Origin of the sequence: Phocaeicola sp. RTP21198st1_B8_RTP21198_201120 (assembly GCF_040929485.1) — a bacterium.
Taxonomy (GTDB): Bacteria; Bacteroidota; Bacteroidia; order Bacteroidales; family Bacteroidaceae; genus Phocaeicola; species Phocaeicola dorei.
In genome coordinates this window covers 133,054-158,179 of sequence record NZ_JBCOCI010000001.1, presented here as the reverse complement: position 1 = coordinate 158,179, position 25,126 = coordinate 133,054, and the positions used below count along the sequence as shown (strand labels likewise).

The window sequence follows — 25,126 nt, the reverse complement described above, 5'->3', positions numbered from 1 at the left end:
CTTTTAATTTTTAATCACCCTCACCGGTGCTTCATGAGCCAGATTCACATTTCCGGTAGTTATCACCTCCATACCTTCTTCCAGTCCGTCTGTGACAGTATATTCCTCCATATTCTCCAATCCCGTATGCACATAGTTCCACATAGCTTTACCCTCCTTCAGTGTAAATACCACTTGTTTGCCGGAACGTAGTACAACTGCCGTTTTGGGGATAACCAGTTGTTCGCCCACAGAACGCTTCACGCTTACCCTTACATTCATGCCGTCAAACAACTTATTACTACCGTTCACCCGCGCCTTTACACGTACCATCCCATTCTCGTCCACCAGCGGATTAATCTCGCTGATGCTTCCCTGTCGTACACCTGCTGCCGAGGCATACGGAGTAATCTCCACCTTATCCCCCACTTTCAGTAACGGCAGTTCATTTTCAAGTACGGTGAAATCCACCTCCATATTTCCGGTATTGATTACCCGGCAGAAAGGCTCGGAAGTTTTGGGCATATTATATCTCTTTTCAAAAAGGTTGGCAATCACTCCATCGAAAGGAGCAGTCAACGTAGCTTGTTCCATATCATATTGAGCAGATTCATATTGAGCTTTGCTCTGCTCATACCCGCTTTTTACTTTTGCCAGTTCCAGCACATCAGCAGGTATCACCTTCAGATTATCGGGAGCATATCCTTGTCCTATCAACACATCCTGCATCTCCAGGGTAGCCTGTGCCAAACTATTTTTATTCTGTACCAACGTATTGTTCAACTTAAACAAATCCAATTGGGCTATTTTTTGACCTTTCCGCACTATATCCCCGTTCTTTACCCAGATATTCGCCACCACTTCCGAGGTACGAAAATACAGGTCGGCATAATCCTGTGCCGTCACTTTCCCGTTACTGATCAATTCATGATTGAAAACCTGCTTTTTCAGCGGCATCACCGTCACCTCATTGGGTAAAGAAGGAAGAACTGTTTCCACCCCTTCTTTTTCCGTTGTTTCCTTTTTTTCTCCCGAGCAGGCAGTGAAAGAAACGGCTAATAATAAGCCTGATGCAAATATGTGTAATTTCATGGTCATATTTTGTGATATCTATAACAAATAAAAACTTTTTATTTTGAAAAAACTAATTTTCGGGTACTTTTTTTAATAATTCCCGTGCTTTCCGTCTCATCTGCTTGATAGCGGTAGACTGAACTTTCGGTTCTTTCTCCAATACAGTCTGTACCATCTGCTCCAATTTGTCACACTGATAAAAAGCCGGTTCCGCATATAAATGAGCCAATAGATAATAAGGATAAATTCGTCCGGGTAACCGATGGACAGCACGCATAAACCAATATTCCGCACTATCATAGTGCTTCATTTCCTGTTCGTTTTTCCCGATAATGTTCAGTATCATGGGGTCACCACTCACTTTCAAGGCCTCTTTCAGTACTTTATTTGATATTTCAGGCTTATGAAGTTTATGCAAAGCATGGCCATACTCAAACATAAAGCGAGCATTCCCTTTCATTTCTTTCTGAATTTCAGCATAACTTTCTACTGCTTGCTGATAAGCTCCCGAATGGTAAAACATACGGCTTTTGGTCCATTGCTTACAAGCTTCTACAGTCTTGGATTTCTGCTGATATTTACAGAAACAGCCATAGCTTCCGATTAACAATAAGATAGTAAACAAAAGGCGAAACCAGACTTTCTCTAAAGGAAGAACACGAATACTGCAAGCCAGCACCGATATAATCAAAGCCGAAACAAACGCCGGAAATTGTAGTGGATAAGAAGAAAACGCAAATACCGCTAAAGATAGCAATGCGCCGCATAGTCCATAGATGCCTTGTTTATGACCTATGTACATGCTCCCACCTAGTATCAACAACCCGATGCAAAGCACAGGTATTCCCCAGGCAATGGCTACTTGCAGATATTCATTGAAAACATATTCGGGAGCACCTGCCACAAGTTCCTCCGTTGCCGTATAATTTCCGGCTGCAAAATAATTCTCCTGCGCTTGTCCGTAAGCAGCCGGAACACTGTTCCATCCGCATCCTGTCCATGGGTGCTCACTGACAGCTTGGGCAGCAATTTTCCACATAAACAGACGGCCGTCTGCCGAATCCTTTTTCATTTGATAAATGCCACCCAATGCTATACCGCCCAAAATAAAGGTTACTATGGCAAAAGACACTGCCTGCTTACGATGATGCCTGATATAATGCTGAATTTCCATCTTATAGTGCATACCACAAACATAAATGAAAGAGACCGCCGCGGCTATCCATGCCGAGCGGCTCATTCCGGCAGGCAACACACAAAGAATCAATAGCATTCCGGCTATTGCAATATAATAAGGTACGGTTTTCTTATGCTCTTTCCGCTCTAACCATTCGTGCAGACAAACAGGGAATATCATGGCAAGATAGCCTGAGTAAGGACCGGGATTATAGAACGAGCCGGTCAAGGCATAGAGGGAATGGTTGGAATAGGTAAATCCGTATACCTGGCGGATGCCCCAAACGGCTTCTATACCTCCGTATAGAATAAACACCCATGAAACGACAGCCGACAGACATTCCTTTACCCTTTTCGGGAACAGGAGTACAAGCAGTGCAAGGCCTGCCAAGGAGAGTACACCACAGCCATACATCCACCGCCAGTCATCTTCCAATATATCGGCAGGCAGTGAAGACGTACCACAACACACCACGCTGAGGCACAGGGCAACCGGTATGCCTGCTACCAATGCCATTCCATATTTCGACCATTTATTTTCCATCTCTACCACCAAACTTGTTTCCCGTCCTCGTATGTAAAAATCCGCTCTTCTTTCCCTTTTGTCAGATTGCGCAAAAGCAATAAAGCATTATCAGGAACATTATCATATTCCAGGTACTGTAATTGCCTGCTACCGACCTGCCTTCCTAAACTTTTCCACTCTCTATCCCAGTAAAAAAGTTCATATAGCTCACCTTCCTTAATGAAGTTATCATCATTGCGGGGTAGATAAACCAATTTCGAAACAGAAACGACACGTCCTAAATCAAGCCCCACCCAAGCATCAGTTTGTGTTTTCACCGTTTTGGGAGAACTTAACACATTGCCATCAAAAGCCCTTTTCATCGTTTCCATAGCATCCATTCTTTCCGGTCTATAATTACCAATAACCTTACCGGCCAGCTTCTGCCCTTTTTCATCATATAGTTCTATTTCTGCCATGTTTCCTTCTGTCTTTACCGGTGGCACGTACTTCATGTACCTATATGCTTTGTTCAATGTCACCGTCTGATAATTGCACTCTTTCAATAAATCAATATGGATAGTATCAGCATTCGCAAAAGCTGCTTCCCTGCTTAATACAAAATACCCTCCTATTATCGCCTTTATCCATTTCTTAGGATTCATATCCATAAACTTCCTTGTCAAAACAACTCTCCGCTTATGCTTTACATCCGGATTCAGATATGAAACTCTTCCTTTTTCATCCACCTTTACAGGATAATAAGCAGGAGTATAATTCCCTTTGGAATAAAAAACCGGTAAATATACTGCATTACGAGCCATATCTTTGAACACATATCCCGCCCCCTTTTTCGCACCATACGCCACCACTTTCCAGTCACGTAAGTCAAAAACAGACAGATAAGCATAATGCGTATTGGTTTCTGTATCAAAACAATCAGCAAGCTCTACGTCCGTTGTCTCTATATACTGATTCGTCACATCTATTATCCTGCGATTTTTAAAGAAGGGCGGTATGTCCTCTTCATCCTTTATAAGTCCTCCCTGATCACCGTAAGTATTGCGGTAAGCCTTAGACATGCGATAGCTTCCGCCTTTTATATGATTTCCAAAACGGCAGGGACTCCCCGGCATTATAGGATAACATTTACCATCTGCCATAATAGAAATCCATTCATGCCCCATGGCATGATTTGCCCAGTTCGGAGTAAAGTCAGAAACAACGGGAACACCGATACTTCTATAAATGTACCTTCCCAATGCCGTATAGGCCGGACATGCCCCCACTTTTATCCCTAACAAAGATGAAGGCCTTAGATCGGGCACATACGAAGGTGTATAATATCTGTGCCCCACAACCATCCAGCTGATTACTTCATACAACTCGTCCACCTTCCTATTATACATTGTATCCGCTACAGACTTAAACGTTTTCTGATACATGGCCATCCACGGCTCCAATGGTTCATTCCCTAAACGATGCGGAAGAATATATTCGCAAAATTCATCCAATGACAATGCTTTTGCCCAAGGCGACTGCCATGCCTGAAAAGCCCTGTCTATGTGATCTATTAAATAATCCGCCTCCATGGTACATAAATCGAAAGTTACAGTCATATTTTGAAACCACTCCGGTTTATAAATCGAATCATAGAAAGCAATCATCTCTTCTGCATATATGCTGTCATTCGCCTGTAAACGATCTACTTGCTTGTAATATATATCCATAAACGGAGAATCCTCGGCATGACACCATTTCATGTTCCGTATCAAGAATTCAGCAGCTTTCTTCTTTTTAGGATTGTCTTTGTAGTGTAAAAGTACACGCTCTAATTCTGCGCGATTTTCACCACTCAACTTCAAAGAGTCTTCCAATGCCTTATCCGTACAACTTACCGAAAGGAAGGAAGAGCAAATTATCATGATGCTGACTATACAATATTTCATCTGGCTTCTTACTATTATTCTATTCTTTTAAATACCCTGTTCCAACGAATCTCATCCGTATCCAAATCAACGGACTTCCATATCAATGTCGCTTTTCCCACAATAAACTTTTTGGGTAACAATCCCCAATAACGGGAATCTTTGGAATTCATTACTTTGTCGCCTGTTACAAAATAGTAATCTTCCTTAAACTGATATTCCTGTATGATACTATCGTTCAACAGAAATGAATCTCCCTGTTGCACCAATTTCTTTTTCTGCTCCCACTCTATCGCATTCTTATACAATATCCGGTTAACAGTATTCATTTTCACACTCGTACCTTTAGCCGGAATATAAAAAGGGCCGAACTCCTTTATCGTCCAATTCACCAAACTATCATTGGGATAAGCCCTCATCACTATGCCCCAATTTCGTTCCTCTCCGGCCAACTGAAGCTGTTGCAACCTGTCCTGTGAAGCTACGCATCCTAGAGTTTCCGTATATCCACGCACCTTATAGTGTGCATTTCTAATTTCAAAGGTATCACCCGGCACAGCCACACAGCGCTTTACATAATAAGTCTTTAAATTCAGTCCCAGGCTGTCCCATCGGCCGGGATAAGGGAAATTAAAAACCAATACATCATTGTGCTTTACCTTCCCGAAGCCGGGCAAACGGGATATTTCTACATTCTTTTTCTCGGAAGCATCCCAAATGTCAAATAGGCGTCCTCCCATCACCCACTTGTTCACCAATATATTATCTCCGGCAAACAGGGCAGGCTCCATGGAGTCAGAAGGAATTTTAAACGAAACAAAACCAATCACCTGAAATAATAACCATACGATTACAATTATGCAAAAGAAAAAAGCTACTGATAATAATTTATCAAGTCCTTTTTTTATACTAACCCAATGTTCTGTCCTGTTTTTCATTTTATAGAAATACCTGTTTACCTTGTTTCATATAAAAAGCACGTTCTTCTTTAGGATTCCAATGGCTCATTTTCTATCATATAAGCGAAGATATACTCACAAAAATCTTCAAAACTATAATATTTACTCCACAGTCGATTTTCCCACACTTCCAGATTCAAACAAATTAATTACGGCTGTCGGCAAATATTCATAGGGAACGTCTATCACCTTTTTATTTTTAAATAAAGGGGAAACATTTATTTCATCTTCTATCAATGCTTTATGGCTACCAAAAATCGTCCGGTAATTTTTAAGTCACATCATTTTTTGCCGAAGTTTCCCCAATATTAAAGAGTCGTCCTCCCTTTACTCATTTATTTACTAAAATATTGTCCACTAGTAATAGGATCGATTTATAGAGTCAGAAGATATTTTAAATGAAGCTAAAGTAATCACTTGGATTAGTTATCCATACTATTCCAATAACACAAATTACAAAAAGGAATAAGATTAATTTATTAACACTCTTTGTAATCATAGTCCTTACAAAAGCTACCATATAAAATTTCGTTATAATCAGAAAAACAAAATATCATTCCTTCTTCAACAAAATCCAAAACTATAGCATCTATAAGTAAATATACTAGCTTCAAAATATATCCAAAGCAGTATAAAAACTTTTTAATATACTTTTTCAAGAAAAATAGTAAGTTACCATTTTTCCCGCTTTGAAGGCCACCATACACCATCTAAACAACCAGATCCATACTCTGGGCAATTACCGGAACTTTCGCCACTCGCCAATGCTTCAATATTCAAAAAAGAAACATCAAATGTCTGTTGACTATTTTCCACGCTATATATATTATAACCAATAAATATACTAAAAATAATAGCCACAAGACTCAAAAACATTTTTTTACTTTTCATTATTACCAAATTTTACATTAAATACATCATATTATTCCGTCAATATCTAAATAGGCAAATTGAACAACATCGTTCAAAGACAAAATAATTCTATTATTGAATGAGTCATAGCAACAGTCTGATATTTTATATCCAGTCTCTAAGGTTTTAAGATAATTCCCTTCCAAATCAAAGACCAGAATCTTTGTCGGAAAAGAATCTCTGGCATAATCTTCTCCACAATAAGAAACAAATATTTTGTCATTTCCTATCATCACCGTACCAAAGGATTGAAGTTTATTGCCATTTCCACCATCCCAGTCAGGACCATATATATTATATAGCAATTCTCCATCTAAAGAACAAATGGTCATCAAATCATGTCGGGTATAACATTCTACATATATTCCCGCTTTCTCCGAAGCAGCAAAAGTTATTCGTTTCTTCTGAATATCCGGATGAGTGTATTTCATAGGAATCATTTCGCCTGTGTTCATATTCCATCTACCTAAAAACTGATTAAAAGTAGAAGTACTGGTTGGCTTTATTAATACAGCAATTGATAAAGTATCATTTATATACTGATATTCAGAAGGAAATAAAGTTTCGTTCATCGCAGTCTTTACTTGAGGCTTATACAAAGAATCCACCATTACACTATCCATATCATAACTAAATATCTTTTGTTTGGCATGATCTGAAACATATAATTGATGATGAGCCTCATCTATGGCTAAGCATCCCATCACTGTTATTTCTTCAGGCCCCTCCCCGAAATTTCCAATGCTGGTAAGATAACTAAAATCATTTTTATTGAATATATGTATCTGTTTATCAACAGACTTATGATCAGCTATTAACAAACACTTATTCGACATATACAAACGCGAAACAGAACCTATTAAAACATTTCCAGTCTCGAACTCTATTACCTTATCTTTTACATTAATAATATCATTACGCTTATCTTGATATTTTTCCGTTACGGAAGTAGAAGTGCAACCTCCCAATAAAGCGATTAATGTCACACACAATATATTTCTCATAATTCAACAATAAGTCTATATAATAATTCATTAATAAAATCGTCTTAAACTAAAATCCGAATATAATAAATAATAACATCCATAATATAAAGACAGAAAAACCTATTGAAATCAGTTTAAGACGATTTCATACTAAATATTGAACATGCTCTCAATCAATCATTGTGCTTCTTTCCATCCAGGATACCAAACTCCACACAAACACCCACTTCCATTATCCCAACAGCCATTATCACAATTGGAAATTTCATTTCTAGCCAACGCTTCTACATTAGCCAGTACCAAATCAGACATTATATCCGATTGCTGAGCATTATACACATTCATTCCTGCTATCAAAGCAAACGCAACAACCAAAGTTGCCTTCAAAATATTCTTCTTCATCTTATTTCTAGTAAAAAAAATTATTATTATTCATATTTTCATCTTATTCTCGGAAAGAACTCCACCGCAGAAAAAACAAAAATACCGCTTGCTTATTCTGATTATTTACACTACTTTTACATCGGACTTAACCTCCTTTTCTTTTAGGAGAGAGCCACAGGGTGGAAAGAATCGACTTTCGGCAAAGAAAATGAATTTCTTTCCATCCGCTTTTTACTCCCATTGATTCATACTTCATCCTTTATTCAGCATTCCCCGTTACCTTCAAACGAAGTGGAGAATTATCTGCATTGCAATAAATGGTAACCGTCTTACTGAAATGCTCAGCCTTTTCGGCTTCATAAATCACGGTCAGTTCCGCTTTTTCTCCCGGACGAACACCCTCCTTATTATAGTTTACCTTGGTACATCCACAGGAAGTGATGACATCATATATCACCAGTACATGCTGTCCCGTATTGGTCAGTGTGAACTTGCGTTCCTGCTTCTCCGACTGAGGAAATGAACCGAAGTCTATGCTTGTTACGTCCAGACTGACTTTCGTTATCGGTGTTTCCGCTTTTACAACTTCACCACCTGTCAATACTTTCAAATAAAGTTCCTTCACCTTTGGATTGTGAACAGGATTGCCTATAGCCGCCACCTTGTTGTCTTTATCCAATAGAAATGTCTGGAAAGTCATTTCATCCGGAAAGTGATTCAATCGGTTAAAATCGTCCTTTTCATCGAAACAAACAGGATAGATAAATGCATCACGACGGGTGATATAACGTAGTTCTTTCATATCTTTCGGGTGGAAATAGAAGACAAAGGGAACCGGACGGTTCAACGTTGAATCAACTTCCTGCATAAACAGCTTCCAGCGAGGCAATTGTAACTTACAACTGGTACAGCCTACAGAATCGATATAAGTCACTACCTTATAATCCGCATCCGCTAAAGAAAAGTCCACTGTATCCTTCCCTTGAATAGTAAAGATGGAATGGGTAGGAAAGAGAATTTCTTTCCCTTCCCATTCCTCAACCAAACGAGCGATTTTATCTTTTTCTGATTCCTTGCAGGAGGGAAAAAGAGCAAAAACACATAGTAATAGACAAAGGTATCTCATTGATTAATCCAAGCCAAAAGGTCTAATTACGCACTCTACTTTTTCTCCGGTACTGCAAGTCACATTCCCACTACCCAGACATGTATCATACCCGGATTCTCCTGCAGCCAATGCTTCCACATTATCTAAAAGAAACTCACTCTCTACCGGCTTTCCGGATTGCTTTTCCCAAGCCATTACCGCCATTAGCATAACAACGGTAAATAACACAAATACTTTTTTCATTGGTTTATCATTTTTTGTGTGAAGGTAGAGAACATCTATCGGGCACGCAAATTTTTTCCCTTAAATTGATCTTAAGGTGACCTTAAAGTTTTCTTAAGATTCAAAAAATCCCCATTTCATCGGAAGGATTATTTTAATGCCCTGATCTCCAAATCATAAGGTTCATCCAATTAAATCATATTCTTTTTTTAACTTATAAGTTCCTTTTTTATAAATATGCGTATCTTTGCAATCTCTAACATGAACAAGAAACATGAAAATACCGACAAACTTATTCAAGTTTAGCTTTATTGCATTGGGATGGATTGTATTCATCCTGCTATGTTATGTTGCTTTTAAAGATGAAAAAACAAATGTTCTGATAACAATGAAGGACAGCCTACGTGAAGCAATCAATATTGATTATCAAGAACGCTTAAACAAGATTCTTATTCATTATCGCCCTTTAGGCAGAAAGGTAAAAGGTGTCCAAATAGAATACGGTGATAGTCTAGAAATCATTTATTTTGAAGACAGCACCCATGAGTCACTGGCTACCCAACTGGCCAACCAGTATGTGATGACAAGGATTATCCCCGTCAATCCAGACAATTTCAATAAGATCTTCCAAGAAGAATGGGAAAAGAATGGAGTTTCCGCCGCTAAGACGGGAATCATTTACCGCTACAACAAGAAAAAGGTATTCAGTGACAATGATTCAATCTCTTTCCAGAAAGCTCTTGTCACCCCTGTACAAGCAATAGACGCTAAAAGAACCGCCGGCGTACAGGCATGGGCTATGATTCATTGGACAGAAATAGTAAAACATACCACTCCAAAAGTGTTATGGAGTATCATTGCTTATTTCATTGTCTTGATATGGGTGTCTCTGTCATTTCTGAAAAAACCACAGAAAAAAGAAACTCCCGCCAATCCGGACTGCATACCATGTGAAGAAATTCCTGACAATCCGGACTACATACAATTGGGGAAAATGACTTTAAAGTTGGAAAGCAAGAAACTATATATTGGCAACCGGCTTTGCCACATAGCACCGGCAGATTTCAATCTGCTGGAACTGTTTATCAAAACGCCCAAGCATCTTTTGACTAAAGAAGATATTAAAAATGCTTTCTGGCCGAAAGATAACAATCCCGAAAATAAAATATATAGTCATATCTCCACCCTTAAATCCTCACTCAAGGACTTTCCCGAATATCAGATAGTGACAGAAAAAGGAGGATACCGACTGGTTATCTCCTCAAACGAATGAATAGCTCCTATTTCCAATAATAAGCATACATAAGGTATACAATCTTACTTAAAATCACCAACCCACCGCAGCAGGAACAAAGCATTTCTCACAGCGGAACGAGTTGTTTCATTAAGGTGGAATAATTTATTTCATCAAGGTAAAACTAAATATTCCACCATATAAAACTATTTGTTCCACCATATAAAATTAATTGTACCAAACAGTGGAACACACTGTAATACACGGGAAACAAAGAGATTCTCGTTACTATATTCTGATTCATTCATTATAGGCCACAGGACAATGCAGTGCAGGACAATAACACTGTGACAGACTTTTATCTGTCACACTCTCCGTCACGCTATCTGTCACATCTTAACAACCTGTTTTTCAGCAAAATAATTAGTACTGTGACAGTGTGACAGATAATTCTCACTTTTAAACTCTATGAAAGCAAACTTGAAAATCATCCATATTCCTTCACCCTGAAGGATTTTTTTTGGCTGAAGCTTTCCGGGTACAAATCCGTCATTATAATCAGCTAAGAACTAACATCTTACATAAGGATGAAGGATTTGAAAGAAAAAAACGCATGAATTCTAAATTGGTATAAGCAGACAGTCCAGCTCATAAAACACTAGAACCTTTTTAAAAAAGGCCCTGTTCTTTTCAAAAAAGATCCGGTTCTTTTCGGAAAACGAACTTATGTTTTTCCAACCATACACTACAATAAATTATCCGCCATTATAGGATAACACGGTGATTTCTTTTCAAAACTTCCTCTATTCCAATTCAAGGGGAAATTTCACTATCTGCTCGTCAGCATTGACATCCAAACCGAATAACATACCGGCAGCCTCATCTACATAAATACCGGCAATAGGACGATCCAATACATAGGTTTTCACCACATCGCCCTCGTGGGTGGATATACGTAATATTTTACCACCCTGCTGATAGGCATCGGCCAACTTCATAATATCCTTAAATTTACGACCGTCATAAATGGTATAAATGTATTGGTCAGTCACCTGCACATCATAATAACAGATTCTCCCCGCCGGAAGTCCGTAGCCTTCAGAACTCACTTTAAATTGGGGCTCTCCATCCTCACCCAATTTTCCTATATGCTTTTGTGACTGCATATCATAAATATCAAGCCTATCCCCAAACTGAGTGACAGAAACCAATATCTTTTTATCCGGACTGAATGCTATAAAACTATTCCAGCCTTGCGCAACGGCAGGTGCACTCTCTTTCAATAATTTCTGATCGGATACGGGGATATGTTCTGATTTACGGAGTAATTCACCGGAATGGATATCAGCCCAACCAAAACGGTTCTCACCGGAATAATCGGGGATAACAACAGTAGAGGCATCCTTCAAATCAAAATCAAGGGAACGGAACAAGCGCTTATCCAACAAAATATCCTTTTCCTGTTTGGGAGTTTTCCCCCCGGCTATACCGCTATATTGATACATCCTGCCCTTGCCGTCATCAAGCACCCACACCGTGTCCTGCCCTGCAAAACGGATATTCGCCGCATAAATGGACTCACCCGGACCTTCCCCACGCTTTCCAAAAGAAGACTGATATTGAAAATCGGGATAAGTAAATACATGATAATAGTAATCGGCATTGTGCAAATCCAATATCACCGCCTTGTCACCCTGTACACGCATACGATAGGCATACCGGAACAGAGCCGTATCAATGGGAACAATCTCCCCTTTCAGAACTTCTCCCTTCCGCACCGCTTCTTCTATGATTGACTCACTGGATACCTGCTGTTGGTGGCGTTGCCCGGTACACGCCACCAACAAAGGGAATAAAACGCATAATAGTTGTTTGTTTTTCATTTGATTTCTATATTTACTTATCTGGCACAAAGTAAACAAACTATTCATAAAAACAAGAAGAAACAACCTTAGATTTACCTTAAATCTTCATTTTAGATTCGTCATAGACATCTCTTTTTCACGAGTAGATTTTCATTTCTTCCCATTTCATCGAAATTCAGGGACTTTGCCACCTCTACAATGAAAACATGTCAAAACAGCCTATCATAAAATAAGGTATGGAGAATCCGCATCATATCACATCAGCCTATTATGGTTTCGATATACTTTGACGGACATATACCACACGCTTCCTTAAACCTTTTTGCAAAATACCGACTGTCACAAAAGCCCAACATCGTTGCAATTTCTCCGATAGAGTAATCTTGAGAGGCCAATAATCTCTTTGCTCTTTCCATTTTGAATGTCAACATATAATCGGCCGGCGCCTGTCCTGTCATTTTCTTCATCTTATTATAGAAAGCAGTGCGGGACATTCCCATATCTTCACTAAGCGCATCAACGGTATATGACTCTTCCGCCAAATTCTGTTCCAACAACTGCCGGACTTTATTTATAAACTTCAGACAAGCATCGTCCTTTCTTATCTTCTCGGGAAGTGTAGGAGCAACCGTATCGGCTATAAATCGCCTCATCCGTTCCTGTCTGACCAAATTATTATCTATAAGCATAGTAATGTCCGTCCGGAATTTCCAAATATTCGCACTCCGCAATTCCAGCCGGTCGGCTTTACTCCCCACATGCGACAAATAGCTTTCATTATCTGCCGACTTAATTAAAAGAATAACCGGAATATTCGCTATGGCCTTGTCTGCTTTAACTTTAGAACAAAGTTCCTCTCCATAGACTCCATTCACAGTTTCGTCAACAACAATCACATCAGGGTTATTTTGAACAGAGGCACTTATTATTCTATCGGGAGCGTCCAGAACAATACACCTGAAATACTCCGAAAGAGTCATCCTTAAATAATCACTATACTTTTTGTCTGCCATAACCAACAAAATACAAGATTTACTCTCTTTTTTATCAGTCCGGCTCTTTCCTTCTGCTGTAGATACGGTTTCTTCCAAGTAAACCTTTTGCTTCTTTACAGATAGCGCCATACCGGTATCTGCCTCGGATTGGGATTGAAAATATTTCGGCATAATAACCTGGTAAGTAACCACTTTTCCGTATCCATAACCGATTATTTTACCGCCATGCAAACGGATTATTTTCTTTACCGTCCATAAGTCACCATAATTATATATGGAAGAGAAGGCAGGCATGGCCGGAATCATCTTTAAAATTCCATTTCTTATCTTTTCACAATTGCTGATACGCAACTCCCAAGAACTTGCCGAATGTGAAAGGATAATATTTATACAACCGTCAGGAGGTGTGTTATCTATCATTTTGTTCAAAAGGTGCTGAAGAGCTACCGTCATCACGGTTTCATTGATCCTGCAACTGATATAATCAGAACAGGCAGTAACTTTTAACTGAATATGACGCGAATCGGCATAAAGATGGCATAGACCGACAACAGACATGATATAGGCATAAAGCTCAAACTCTACCACAGAAGCACGAGGAATCGTTTTCCAATCCGCTTTACCAAGTGAAATAGCACTCTGGCTGCAATCAATAACCTGATTGGCATTTTTCAGAGCCTGCTGTAACTTTGTAACAGCAGATTCAGGAAGATTACCAACCACAATTTCTTCCAATTGATTCCGTAACACCACCAAAGGCGTATGTGTATAATGGAACAAATTAATAACAAGTTTGAACTTTTCACGGAACATCAGTTGAGTTTTATGTTCTATGGCATGAGATAATAAAAGATAGAAAAAGATACCTATCATCACCCCCTCTACAGGTAGCACGTACCCTAAAAGGAATATATTCGACAGAATCCAATCAATCGTCCCGTTGTTATCCACAAAATAAAAACCATTATTCAAAGGAATAGGTGTAAAAATACTCATTAAAGCATCTAAGTAAGTTTTTTTCATACTAATATTGAATTAAAATAAATAATTTCCTCATAGACAATACAACATTTTATTAATAGTATATCATTCATTTTTTCTCAATACAAGTATAAACTTTTCCGCATTCTCGCATAAGGCGAAATTTATCAAATTTAATGGGCAATATTCATCAAAAATATGCTAAAAAACATGTATTAAGGAATAAGTATGCAATCATATTGGTTTTACAAGAAATTTTTCCATTCGACTCTGAACCATCACTTTTCATTTATTCTGTCAGGTAATAATGCTGTCTGTTATATAAAACGTAAATATTATTCCTTAAAAAATATTCTTGATCAGGACGAATCTTCCTCATACTATTTTTAAATTACAAGTATAATTTTTTAATGTATCAGACAGGGGATTAAGAAGCACACTAAAAACAGCTCGGACAGACATACCTATAGAGTAAGAAACATATCACAATAAATTCCATTTTTCACAAAATAGGTTTATATGATGAAAATACCTATCTTTGTTCTATGAATAAATTAGTTATAGTAGGATGTGGACGACTTGCTGAAATTATAACAAACGCAGTTGTCAAAGGAATGTTGCCCGACTATGAGTTAGTAGGCGTATATTCGCGTACAGCATCAAAGGCCGAACGCATTGCGAATAAAATGAGGCAACACGGAAAAATGTGTGCAGCCTGTCACACTTTAAAAGAACTGTTGGAGTTAAAACCTGATTATCTAGTGGAATCAGCCTCGCCTGCCGCAATGAAAGAACTGGCCTTACCTACCTTGGAAAACGGAACTTCCATTATCACCCTATCCATAGGAGCTTTGGCAGACACCTCTTTTTATGAGAAAGTCAAAGAAACAGCCAAGGCAAACGATACACGGGTTTACTTGGTATCCGGAGCCATCGGAGGATTTGATGTATTAAGAACCACCTCTTTGATGGGAAACGCTACAGCTCGTTTTTTCAATGAAAAAGGACCTGATGCTTTGAAAGGCACATCGGTTTACAAGGAAGAGCTGCAACAGGAAAGATGCATTGTCTTTTCCGGCAATGCAACAGAGGCTATAAATGTTTTTCCAACCAAAGTAAATGTATCTGTCGCAGCCTCATTGGCTTCCGTAGGACCGGACAATATGCAGGTATCCATACAGTCCACCCCTGGATTTACAGGTGATACTCAAAAAGTGGAAATCAAAAATGAACAAGTACACGCAGTAGTAGAAGTGTACAGTGCTACATCAGAGATTGCAGGATGGTCTGTAGTAAACACCCTGCTCAATATCACTTCACCCATTGTATTCTGACAAATTGGCCAGCACCTTTTCGCTCAGGCGGTCAAACGCCTGACGAGTACGGCCGGTTGATACTTGCATACAACGCACATGCGGATGGGTAAGCAATGCCGTACTCCCTAATGCTCCTAATGTATCACAAAAACAAAGATTATCTTCCTCCAACCATCGGGTAAACGAAGATTCGTCCCACGCAGGTGACAATCCTGTGTTAAATAGTATCTTTCTATTTCCAAGTGCCTTGAACTCCTCCTCATGCAACAAAACCGTATTCTTATTCAAGCAACAGCATACCACTTCACTCCATGTCAAAAGTTCATTCAAAGGCATAAAACGATAACCCTTCGCACCGGCTTCTTTTTTTTCACTACGGGCATAATAAGCTATATCCGCACCAAAAAACTTCATTGCATCCGCTATCATACCACCAGATTTTCCTAAGCCTACAATACCCACTTTCAAGCCGATAATCTCCCGGGGAATCCCTTCCCACGGCTTCTGACCAAATCCATGAAGACAACGCACCAGTTCGCTGACTACATATTCTATTACCCCTTCGTCACCATAGTCACGAATACCCGTCACCGTAATACCGCGTTCATTAGCATAACGGATATCCACATTCGCACTTTCGGGAGAATATAGTGAACAACACATACCGATATACCGGACATTCGGACATCTCTCTAAAATATACCGGTTTATTTGTGATGTATAACTTAACAATACAGCATCCGCATCTCCGATCCGAGCAATAATCTCATTATCTCCCGCTGGAATATCAGAGTACATAACAACCTCATCTGCAAAAGAATATAACGTTTTTTCTGCTGACAGAACCAAACTGACAGGTTCTATTGCTACAAGTTTCTGAAACATAGTATTTTTAATTTGATTGGTAAAGATAGTAAAAAATGCGGCAAAGAGACTTTTTTCATCCAAGATTGTTTATTTTTGCATCCAAAACGAAAAAATTAAAAGAATAATGGGAGCAGGAAAATGGATTGGTGGTATTCTAGGATTCATGACTATGGGACCACTGGGAGCTTTGGCCGGATTTGCCTTAGGCTCATTGCTGGATGGAAACAACGGACTTTTTGGCAATACATACGAAAAAGGACAGGTGGAAGCTGGAAACTATGATGAAGGCCAGCGGAATAGTTTTTTATTCTCCATGTTGGTTATGGCGTCTTACATCATCCGTGCAGACGGACGCATCATGCACAGCGAAATGGAATATGTACGCCAATTCTTAAGAATGAATTTCGGCGAAGAGGCAGTCATCCAAGGAGAACAGATTTTGCTGAATCTTTTTGAACAGCGCAAACAGATGGAGCGTCAAAATCCGATGGCATTTAAAAATACCATCCATGAATGTGGTGCACAGATTGCCGCGAACCTGCCTTACGAACAACGGTTGCAATTGTTGGACTTTCTGGTAAACATAGCCAAAAGTGACGGAAGCGTATGCTCTGAGGAAATAGCAGCATTAAAAGAAGTGGCACAATGCATGGAACTGTCACCCAAAGAAGTGGAATCCATGCTAAACCTTAGCGGAAACTCATTGGAAGAAGCTTACAAAGTACTTGAAATTGACCCGTCTGCCACCAATGAGGAAGTACGTACAGCCTATCGCCGCCTGGCATTAAAACATCACCCTGACCGTGTTGCTACATTGGGTGAAGATGTGAAAAAAGCGGCAGAAGAGAAGTTTCAACAAATTAATAACGCTAAAGAACGAATTTATAAAGCCAGAGGAATAAAGTAAAAAAGAATATTTCGTGAAAATAAGAAGGAGGTGTGTCCATCCCCTTAGGGATTTTTGACACACCTCCAACAAAAAATTAAAACTCACTGGTAAAATGGAACTTAATATGCTTGAAGTCCATTTGTGCCATTTGAAGTACATAATTGCTATCAGCCAAGAATACATCCCTTCCTTCACGATCCTTGGCCATATACTGATATTTACGTTTTTTGAAAGCTTCCAGCTCTTCCGGATCATCACTTTCCACCCAACATGCCTTGTATAGGCTGACAGGCTCCCATCGGCATTTTGCATTATATTCATTTTCCAGACGATACTGGATCACTTCAAACTGCAACTGCCCTACCGTACCGATAATCTTACGTCCATTAAACTGATTGATAAATAACTGTGCCACACCCTCATCCATCAACTGGTCAATACCTTTAGCCAATTGTTTCTGTTTCATAGGGTCAGCATTCTCAATGTATTTAAACATCTCGGGCGAAAAACTGGGAATTCCACGGAAATGAAGTTTCTCACCTTCAGTCAATGTATCACCGATCTTGAACGTTCCGTTATCCGGCAAACCAATGATATCTCCCGCCCAAGCCTCGTCTACTGTTGTTTTACGCTGTGCCATAAACTGAGTGGGAGAAGAGAAACGCATCGTCTTGTCATGACGTACATGATAATAGGGAGTATTACGGGAAAATTTTCCCGAACAAATTTTACAAAATGCAATACATGAACGATGATTAGGATCAATATTAGCTGTGATCTTAAAGACAAATCCGGTAAATTTCGGTTCATCGGGTTCCACCTCACGTTCTTCTGTCTTGGTAGGACGGGGGCTCGGAGCAATTTCCACAAATGTATCCAGCAGTTCCTGTACACCGAAGTTATTCAATGCCGACCCGAAAAATACAGGAGCCATCTCGCCTTTCAGGTACTCCTCCACATTGAATTCAGGATAAACACCGTCAACCAGTTCCAGTTCTCCGCGCAATTTTTCAGCCAAAGGAGCACCGATCTGGTTGTCTAGTTCTTCCGTATTGATATCAACCTCCACTTTTTCTGTTACCACCTGTTTGGAAGGTTGGAAAAGATTCAGTTTATGTTCATAAAGGTTATACACACCTTTGAAACGGGGACCGCTTTCAATAGGCCACGTCAGAGGACGTACATTGATAATAAGTTCCTCCTCCAGTTCGTCCAACAAATCAAACGGATCTTTCGCCTCACGGTCCATCTTGTTGACAAATATGATTACCGGAGTATTACGCATACGGCATACCTCCATCAACTTACGTGTCTGCGTTTCCACACCTTTCGCACCATCCACCACAATAATGACACTATCTACGGCTGTCAAAGTACGATAAGTATCCTCGGCAAAGTCCTGATGGCCCGGAGTATCCAAAATATTGATTTTATAATCATTGTAATCAAACTCCATCACAGAAGTGGTCACAGAAATACCACGCTGCTTTTCAATGTCCATCCAGTCGGATGTGGCGGTCTTCTTTATCTTATTGCTCTTTACGGCTCCGGCCACCTGTATCTGTCCGCCAAAAAGTAACAATTTTTCAGTTAGAGAGGTCTTACCGGCATCCGGATGTGCTATAATCGCAAACGTCCGTCTTCTTTCTATTTCACTATTCATATTTTATTATGCATTTAATTCTTTGATACATGCTTCCAGACTCTCTTCCCAATGAGGAATCTCAATGTTATAAGTAGTTTTAACCTTGGTCTTGTCCAATACGGAATAATGGGGACGGGGAGCCTTTGCCGGATATTCATTTGTATGCAAGGGACTAACCTTACAGGTCGTGATACCGGCAATACGATGGATAGCCTTGGCAAAATCATACCAGGAGCATACCCCTTCATCACTGAAATGATAAACTCCCGGAACCACTCCCTTATAAATGGCTGTAAAGATGACACGTGCCAAATCACGAGCATATGTCGGTGTACCAATCTGATCAAAGACTACACCCAAAGTTTCCTTTTCCTTTCCCAGACGGATCATCGTTTTTACAAAATTATTCCCAAAAGTAGAATAAAGCCATGCGGTACGGATAATCATTGTTTTTTTGCAATACTCCAATGCATTCGTTTCACCGGCCAGTTTGGTCTTGCCGTAAACGGAATTGGGACAAGGAACATCTCCCTCATTATAAGGAAGATATTTCGTGCCATCGAACACATAATCCGTTGATATCTGAATAAACTCACCCCAGTTGGCTTCAGCCGCCTTCGCCAGATAGCTCACAGCGTTCTTGTTCAGCTTGGTACATAACTCTATATCATCCTCTGCCTTATCTACTGCCGTATAGGCCGCACAGTTCACTATGACATGAATATTATTCTCTTTCACGAAAGTCATCACCGCCTGCTCATCACAAATGTCCAATTCGGCTACATCCGTAAAAAAACAAGTATATTCCTTGTATTCAGCCGATAGCACACGCATTTCATTTCCTAATTGACCGTTGGCACCAGTCACCAATATATTCTTCATTTCTATTTCATTTATTAGAATTCCAATTCTCCTTTTTTATCCTCTATATAGTAGTTTGACAACATAGCCAGCAATGTCGAGATTGCTTCTTGTGCCTTTCTTGTTTCCTCACTGATTTCTTTCTTTTGCAATTTCAACAATAAGATACCATAAAGCGCCTCAAAACACGTTTCCAGCTCAGGCTCCTCTTTATCCGCACCTTTAGCGCGTAACTCCACAATATAGGGCAATACTTTATAATAAGCAGAATTATAATAAGGAAACTTAGGGGAACGCAATAACTGCAAATGAAGGTCGGTAAGCCAAGTTATAATGTTTTTATTAATCTGCAAATGGCCTTTTTCCATAATCCCTTCATGACGCATCATCTCAATCAAATCCATATACCATTGAGTGAGTTCCGCTTTCTGCTCTTCCGTTAACGGATAAGGAGCTATGATGGTGCTTTTTATCTTTTCTATATCACAGCCGTTGGCACGGATTAAATCCTCTATCTGCCACATATATATAAGATACTCGGCTATATTCTTTTCTTTCAACTGCTTGGAAACGAACATACTTTTTAAATTAAAATTAATAATTAAAAATCAAAAAACCAACGTATGATACATCAAGATATGTTTCTTTGTCAGTACATCGTTTTTCCTAAAATAGTATAAATGAAACCTGCGACTGAAATCAGCATCACTACAATACCAATCACACGGTTCAAAATCCAAATGCCGCGTAAATTAAAACGGGTGCGTACTTTATTGACAAAATACGTAATTCCGAACCACCAGAGAAGCGCCCCCAATACAATAGCCAAATACCCCACCAGTTGAAAGCCTATGGGACTGCCCGGCATCACAAAAGAAAAACGGGCAAACAAACCTATAAACAGGAATATAATGAGGGGATTGGAGAGAGTCACAAAAAAAGCAGTAACAAAATTATGAAGATAACTGCCCGGGGTAGAGGATACAGGACGGATAGACTGGACAGGATTACTACGAAAAGTATAAATACCGAAAAAGAACAGCATGATACTGCCGATAATTTGTAACAATACTTGGTTCTTTGCCAAGAAATCATCCATAAAACTCATGCCATAACCTGTAATCAAGGCATAGCCTATATCACTAAGGGCAGCTCCCAGACCAGTAACAAATCCATACCATCGTCCCTTGTTCAGTGTGCGCTGTATACAAAGTACCCCAACAGGACCTAGCGGCGCAGAAACCACTACGCCGACGATAAGCCCTTTCACCAATAAATCGAGTATGGTTACTTGTTCTATCCAATTCATGCTGCAAAGATGCTACTTTTTTACGAAAGTACCTATATTTACACTCAAAATTCTTTCATACCCCGTCTCTTTTATATAACTTTGCACCTTATTAATAGACCCTTGATATTAGAACTAGTTTTCAATTAACAAAACAACTATAAAAGTGCTATGATTCTATTTTTCAGAACACCCACTAAAAGTGTAATAGCAACAGAAGTCAGCCAGGAACTGCCTTCTGAGGATATTCAGAAATTAAGCTGGCTTTATGGTGAAGCCACTGTAGAGAACGAAGAGAACCTGAAAGGTTGCTTCATCGGACCGCGTCGGGAAATGATCACTCCCTGGAGTACAAATGCTGTAGAAATCACTCAGAACATGGGTCTTACAGGTGTTTTACGCATTGAGGAATATTTCCCTGTAAAAGACGAAAACGCCGAGTACGATCCTATGCTGCAACGTATGTATAAGGGATTGAACCAGGAGATTTTCACAGTCAACATCAAACCCCAGCCAATTGTTCACATCGAGAACCTCGAAGAATACAATGAAAAAGAAGGTCTGGCACTTTCTCGTGAGGAGATGGACTATTTGCTGAAGGTTGAAAAAGATTTGGGACGTAAATTAACCGATTCCGAAGTATTCGGCTTCGCGCAAATCAATTCCGAGCATTGCCGCCATAAGATATTCGGCGGAACATTCATTATTGATGGTCAGGAAATGGAGTCTTCCTTGTTCCAGATGATCAAGAAAACTACTGCTGAAAATCCCAACAAGATTATTTCTGCTTATAAAGATAATGTAGCATTTGCCGAAGGACCGATAGTAGAGCAATTCTCTCCGGCCGATCATTCCACTTCCGATTATTTCATTATCAAAGATATCAAGACTGTTATCTCACTGAAAGCCGAGACACATAACTTCCCGACAACCGTAGAACCATTCAACGGTGCATCCACCGGTACTGGTGGTGAGATCCGTGACCGCATGGGCGGTGGTAAAGGCTCATGGCCCATTGCTGGTACTGCCGTTTATATGACTTCTTACCCCCGTACTGATGAGGGACGCGAGTGGGAAGATATCCTTCCTGTCCGCCAATGGTTATACCAGACTCCGGAACAGATCTTAATCAAGGCTTCCAACGGTGCTTCCGATTTCGGTAACAAATTCGGTCAACCGCTGATTTGTGGTTCTGTACTAACATTCGAGCACCAGGAAAATGGCGAGAAGTATGCATACGACAAAGTGATTATGCTGGCAGGAGGGGTAGGTTACGGTACTCAGCGCGACTGTCTGAAAGGACATCCCGAAAAAGGAAACAAAGTCGTTGTAATGGGTGGTGATAACTATCGCATCGGCTTGGGTGGAGGTTCAGTTTCTTCTGTTGAAACAGGCCGGTACTCATCGGGAATCGAACTAAACGCTGTCCAGCGTGCCAATGCGGAAATGCAAAAACGTGCCTATAATGTAGTCCGCGCATTGTGTGAAGAAGATAACAACCCGATTGTTTCCATTCACGACCACGGTTCGGCCGGCCACGTGAATTGTTTATCCGAATTGGTAGAAGAAAACGGTGGATTAATTCATATGGACAAATTACCTATCGGTGACCAGACTTTGTCTGCCAAAGAAATTATCGCCAACGAATCTCAGGAACGTATGGGATTGCTGATTGACGAATCGGCTATTGAACATGTACAAAAAATTGCTGATCGCGAACGTGCGCCGATGTATACCGTAGGTGAAACAACCGGAGACGCCCGCTTTGCTTTCGAACAGGCCGATGGGGTACGTCCGTTCGATCTGGCAGTAGATCAAATGTTCGGTTCTTCTCCGAAGACCTACATGGTTGACAAGACTGTAGAACGCCATTATGAAAATGTTTCATACGAAACTTCCAAATTAAATGAATATATCCACCGCGTACTTCAGCTGGAAGCTGTTGCTTGCAAAGATTGGTTAACCAATAAAGTAGACCGTTCCGTAACCGGTAAAATCGCCCGCCAGCAATGTCAAGGTGAAATCCAGCTGCCTCTGAGCGATTGTGGTGTAGTAACCCTCGACTATCGTGGCGAAAAAGGTATAGCAACTTCTCTAGGCCATGCTCCCCAAGCCGCCTTAGCCAATCCGGCCGCAGGCTCTGTTTTGTCGGTAGCCGAAGCACTGACTAATATCGTATGGGCCCCGATGGCAGAAGGATTGGACAGCGTTTCCTTATCTGCCAACTGGATGTGGCCATGTCGCGCACAGGAAGGTGAAGACGCCCGCCTGTACACTGCCGTAAAAGCCCTTTCCGATTTCTGCTGCTCATTGCAAATCAATGTACCGACCGGAAAAGATTCTTTATCTATGACCCAGAAATATCCTAACGGTGAGAAGATCATTAGTCCGGGAACTGTCATCGTTTCAGCCGGTGGCGAAGTCTCGGATGTGAAGAAAGTGGTTTCTCCTGTATTGGTAAATGATGAAAAGAGCACTATCTACCATATTGATTTCAGTTTTGACAAGTTACGTCTGGGAGGTTCTGCTTTTGCACAATCATTGAATAAAATAGGTGACGATGTACCGACTGTACAAAATCCTGAATATTTTCGTGACGCATTCCTGGCAGTACAAGAATTAGTAAATAAAGGTCTGATTATGGCCGGTCACGATATTTCTGCCGGTGGTCTTATTACCACACTGCTTGAAATGTGCTTCTCGAATATGGAAGGTGGTATGGAAATCAGCCTGAACAAGATTAAGGAGGATGACATCATCAAGATATTGTTCGCCGAAAATCCGGGTATTGTTATCCAGGTAAAAAATAAGCACAAAGAAGAAGTAAAAAAGATCTTGGAAGACGCAGGCATAGGCTACGTAAAATTAGGTAAACCGACTGAAGAACGGCATATCCTGGTAGAAAAGGGAGATGCAACTTACCAGTTCGGCATAGACTATCTGCGCGATGTATGGTATTCTACCTCTTACTTGCTAGACTGCAAGCAGAGCATGAACGGCTGTGCCAAAAAACGTTTCGAGAACTACAAGAAACAACCTTTGGAATTTGTATTCGACAAATCATTCACCGGCAAACTTTCACAATTCGGCCTTAACCCCGACCGTCGTACTCCGACAGGTATCAAAGCGGCTATTATCCGTGAAAAAGGAACCAATGGCGAACGCGAAATGGCCTATATGCTCTATTTGGCAGGATTTGATGTGAAAGATGTAACAATGACTGATTTGGTTAGCGGACGTGAAACATTGGAGGACATCAATTTCATCGTATTTTGCGGTGGGTTCTCTAATTCGGACGTTTTAGGCTCTGCTAAAGGATGGGCCGGAGCTTTCTTGTTCAATCCCAAAGCCAAAGCTGCATTGGATAACTTCTATGCACGCAAAGATACATTGTCATTGGGCGTATGTAACGGCTGCCAGCTGATGATAGAATTAAACCTGATTAACCCCGACTTCACCCAAAAAGCGAAAATGCTGCACAATGATTCACATAAATTCGAATCCAAGTTTGTAGGTGTTACCGTTCCTATGAATAGAAGCGTCATGTTCGGTTCGTTAAGCGGAAGTAAGCTTGGTATCTGGGTAGCCCATGGAGAAGGTAAATTCTCATTGCCATATGATGAAGATCAATACAATGTTGTATTGAAATACTCATACGATGAGTATCCTGGCAATCCAAACGGTTCGGATTACAGCGTAGCCGGTCTGGCCAGTCCTGACGGCCGCCATTTGGCCATGATGCCTCATTTGGAACGCTCTTGTTTCCCATGGCAAAATGCTTATTATCCGGCTGATAGAATAAAGAACGATCAGATTACTCCATGGATGGAAGCATTTGTCAATGCTAGAAAATGGGTTGAAATGAACAAAAAATAAAAACGATTTGTTATATTTACTAAAAAAGCGGTGAGTCGGACTGATTACCGCTTTTTTTGTATATAACAGATTTTGA

Annotated in this window: 20 protein-coding genes; 4 read left to right on the top strand and 16 right to left on the bottom strand. The window is 40.2% G+C overall.

The annotated features are described in order from the left end of the window. Window positions 1-3: 3 nt before the first annotated feature. The 9 genes from AB5935_RS00580 to AB5935_RS00540 all read right to left on the bottom strand — a co-directional run bounded on the left by AB5935_RS00580 (window position 4) and on the right by AB5935_RS00540 (window position 9,254). Window positions 4-1,071, bottom strand: a complete 1,068-nt coding sequence (locus AB5935_RS00580; RefSeq protein WP_007839819.1) for an efflux RND transporter periplasmic adaptor subunit — start codon at window positions 1,069-1,071, stop codon at window positions 4-6. A 52-nt stretch (window positions 1,072-1,123) separates the two neighbouring features. After that, window positions 1,124-2,773 carry an O-antigen ligase family protein gene (locus AB5935_RS00575; protein ID WP_005842967.1) on the bottom strand — a complete coding sequence of 550 codons (1,650 nt, stop codon included), beginning with the start codon at window positions 2,771-2,773 and terminating at the stop codon, window positions 1,124-1,126. A gap of 2 nt (window positions 2,774-2,775) precedes the next feature. Further along, on the bottom strand, window positions 2,776-4,683 hold the full coding sequence (locus AB5935_RS00570; protein ID WP_368327306.1) for a discoidin domain-containing protein: 1,908 nt from the start codon (window positions 4,681-4,683) through the stop codon (window positions 2,776-2,778). 14 nt (window positions 4,684-4,697) lie between these two features. Beyond that, window positions 4,698-5,600, bottom strand: coding sequence for a signal peptidase I (gene lepB, locus AB5935_RS00565; RefSeq protein WP_005842969.1), 903 nt, complete (start codon window positions 5,598-5,600; stop codon window positions 4,698-4,700). A 693-nt stretch (window positions 5,601-6,293) separates the two neighbouring features. Then, window positions 6,294-6,512, bottom strand: a complete 219-nt coding sequence (locus tag AB5935_RS00560) for an NVEALA domain-containing protein (protein WP_005842970.1) — start codon at window positions 6,510-6,512, stop codon at window positions 6,294-6,296. A 26-nt stretch (window positions 6,513-6,538) separates the two neighbouring features. Beyond that, window positions 6,539-7,537 carry a 6-bladed beta-propeller gene (locus AB5935_RS00555; RefSeq protein WP_007831765.1) on the bottom strand — a complete coding sequence of 333 codons (999 nt, stop codon included), beginning with the start codon at window positions 7,535-7,537 and terminating at the stop codon, window positions 6,539-6,541. 159 nt (window positions 7,538-7,696) lie between these two features. Beyond that, window positions 7,697-7,921 carry an NVEALA domain-containing protein gene (locus tag AB5935_RS00550; RefSeq protein ID WP_007839812.1) on the bottom strand — a complete coding sequence of 75 codons (225 nt, stop codon included), beginning with the start codon at window positions 7,919-7,921 and terminating at the stop codon, window positions 7,697-7,699. Between the two features lie 241 nt (window positions 7,922-8,162). Further along, window positions 8,163-9,029, bottom strand: coding sequence for a DUF1573 domain-containing protein (locus AB5935_RS00545; RefSeq protein WP_007831756.1), 867 nt, complete (start codon window positions 9,027-9,029; stop codon window positions 8,163-8,165). A gap of 3 nt (window positions 9,030-9,032) precedes the next feature. After that, window positions 9,033-9,254 carry an NVEALA domain-containing protein gene (locus tag AB5935_RS00540; protein ID WP_007831755.1) on the bottom strand — a complete coding sequence of 74 codons (222 nt, stop codon included), beginning with the start codon at window positions 9,252-9,254 and terminating at the stop codon, window positions 9,033-9,035. Between the two features lie 253 nt (window positions 9,255-9,507). Between AB5935_RS00540 and AB5935_RS00535 the strand changes: the two genes are divergently transcribed. Then, a complete protein-coding gene (locus tag AB5935_RS00535) occupies window positions 9,508-10,506 on the top strand; it encodes a transcriptional regulator (protein WP_007831754.1) in 999 nt (332 codons plus the stop codon). Between the two features lie 764 nt (window positions 10,507-11,270). Here AB5935_RS00535 and AB5935_RS00530 read toward each other — a convergent pair. Then, complete coding sequence (locus tag AB5935_RS00530) at window positions 11,271-12,350, bottom strand: BF3164 family lipoprotein (RefSeq protein ID WP_007839809.1); 1,080 nt, start codon at window positions 12,348-12,350, stop codon at window positions 11,271-11,273. Window positions 12,351-12,592: 242 nt separating this feature from the next. Beyond that, window positions 12,593-14,350, bottom strand: coding sequence for a helix-turn-helix domain-containing protein (locus tag AB5935_RS00525; RefSeq protein WP_007831751.1), 1,758 nt, complete (start codon window positions 14,348-14,350; stop codon window positions 12,593-12,595). 503 nt (window positions 14,351-14,853) lie between these two features. Here AB5935_RS00525 and AB5935_RS00520 point away from each other — a divergent pair. After that, window positions 14,854-15,642: an aspartate dehydrogenase domain-containing protein gene (locus AB5935_RS00520; RefSeq protein ID WP_007839808.1), complete on the top strand. Its 789-nt coding sequence runs from the start codon at window positions 14,854-14,856 to the stop codon at window positions 15,640-15,642. Here AB5935_RS00520 and AB5935_RS00515 read toward each other — a convergent pair. Next, window positions 15,625-16,509, bottom strand: a complete 885-nt coding sequence (locus tag AB5935_RS00515) for an NAD(P)-dependent oxidoreductase (RefSeq protein ID WP_038612485.1) — start codon at window positions 16,507-16,509, stop codon at window positions 15,625-15,627. The two genes, AB5935_RS00520 and AB5935_RS00515, sit on opposite strands and share 18 nt — an antisense overlap. Window positions 16,510-16,615: 106 nt before the next feature. On the opposite strand from AB5935_RS00515, the gene AB5935_RS00510 reads away from it, so the two are divergent. Then, the gene (locus AB5935_RS00510; protein ID WP_007831742.1) at window positions 16,616-17,398 is read left to right on the top strand and encodes a TerB family tellurite resistance protein; all 783 of its coding nucleotides are present in this window, start codon (window positions 16,616-16,618) and stop codon (window positions 17,396-17,398) included. Between the two features lie 76 nt (window positions 17,399-17,474). On the opposite strand, the gene AB5935_RS00505 is transcribed toward AB5935_RS00510, so the two are convergent. From AB5935_RS00505 to AB5935_RS00490, 4 genes are all read right to left on the bottom strand, one after another. After that, complete coding sequence (locus tag AB5935_RS00505) at window positions 17,475-19,043, bottom strand: peptide chain release factor 3 (RefSeq protein ID WP_007831741.1); 1,569 nt, start codon at window positions 19,041-19,043, stop codon at window positions 17,475-17,477. 6 nt (window positions 19,044-19,049) lie between these two features. After that, complete coding sequence (gene rfbD / locus AB5935_RS00500) at window positions 19,050-19,907, bottom strand: dTDP-4-dehydrorhamnose reductase (protein ID WP_007831735.1); 858 nt, start codon at window positions 19,905-19,907, stop codon at window positions 19,050-19,052. A 14-nt stretch (window positions 19,908-19,921) separates the two neighbouring features. Beyond that, the gene (locus AB5935_RS00495; protein ID WP_007831734.1) at window positions 19,922-20,464 is read right to left on the bottom strand and encodes a DUF4924 family protein; all 543 of its coding nucleotides are present in this window, start codon (window positions 20,462-20,464) and stop codon (window positions 19,922-19,924) included. A gap of 71 nt (window positions 20,465-20,535) precedes the next feature. Beyond that, complete coding sequence (locus AB5935_RS00490; protein WP_005842995.1) at window positions 20,536-21,195, bottom strand: LysE family translocator; 660 nt, start codon at window positions 21,193-21,195, stop codon at window positions 20,536-20,538. A 150-nt stretch (window positions 21,196-21,345) separates the two neighbouring features. On the opposite strand from AB5935_RS00490, the gene purL reads away from it, so the two are divergent. Next, the gene (gene purL / locus AB5935_RS00485; RefSeq protein ID WP_038610677.1) at window positions 21,346-25,050 is read left to right on the top strand and encodes a phosphoribosylformylglycinamidine synthase; all 3,705 of its coding nucleotides are present in this window, start codon (window positions 21,346-21,348) and stop codon (window positions 25,048-25,050) included. The last annotated feature ends 76 nt before the right edge of the window (window positions 25,051-25,126 follow it).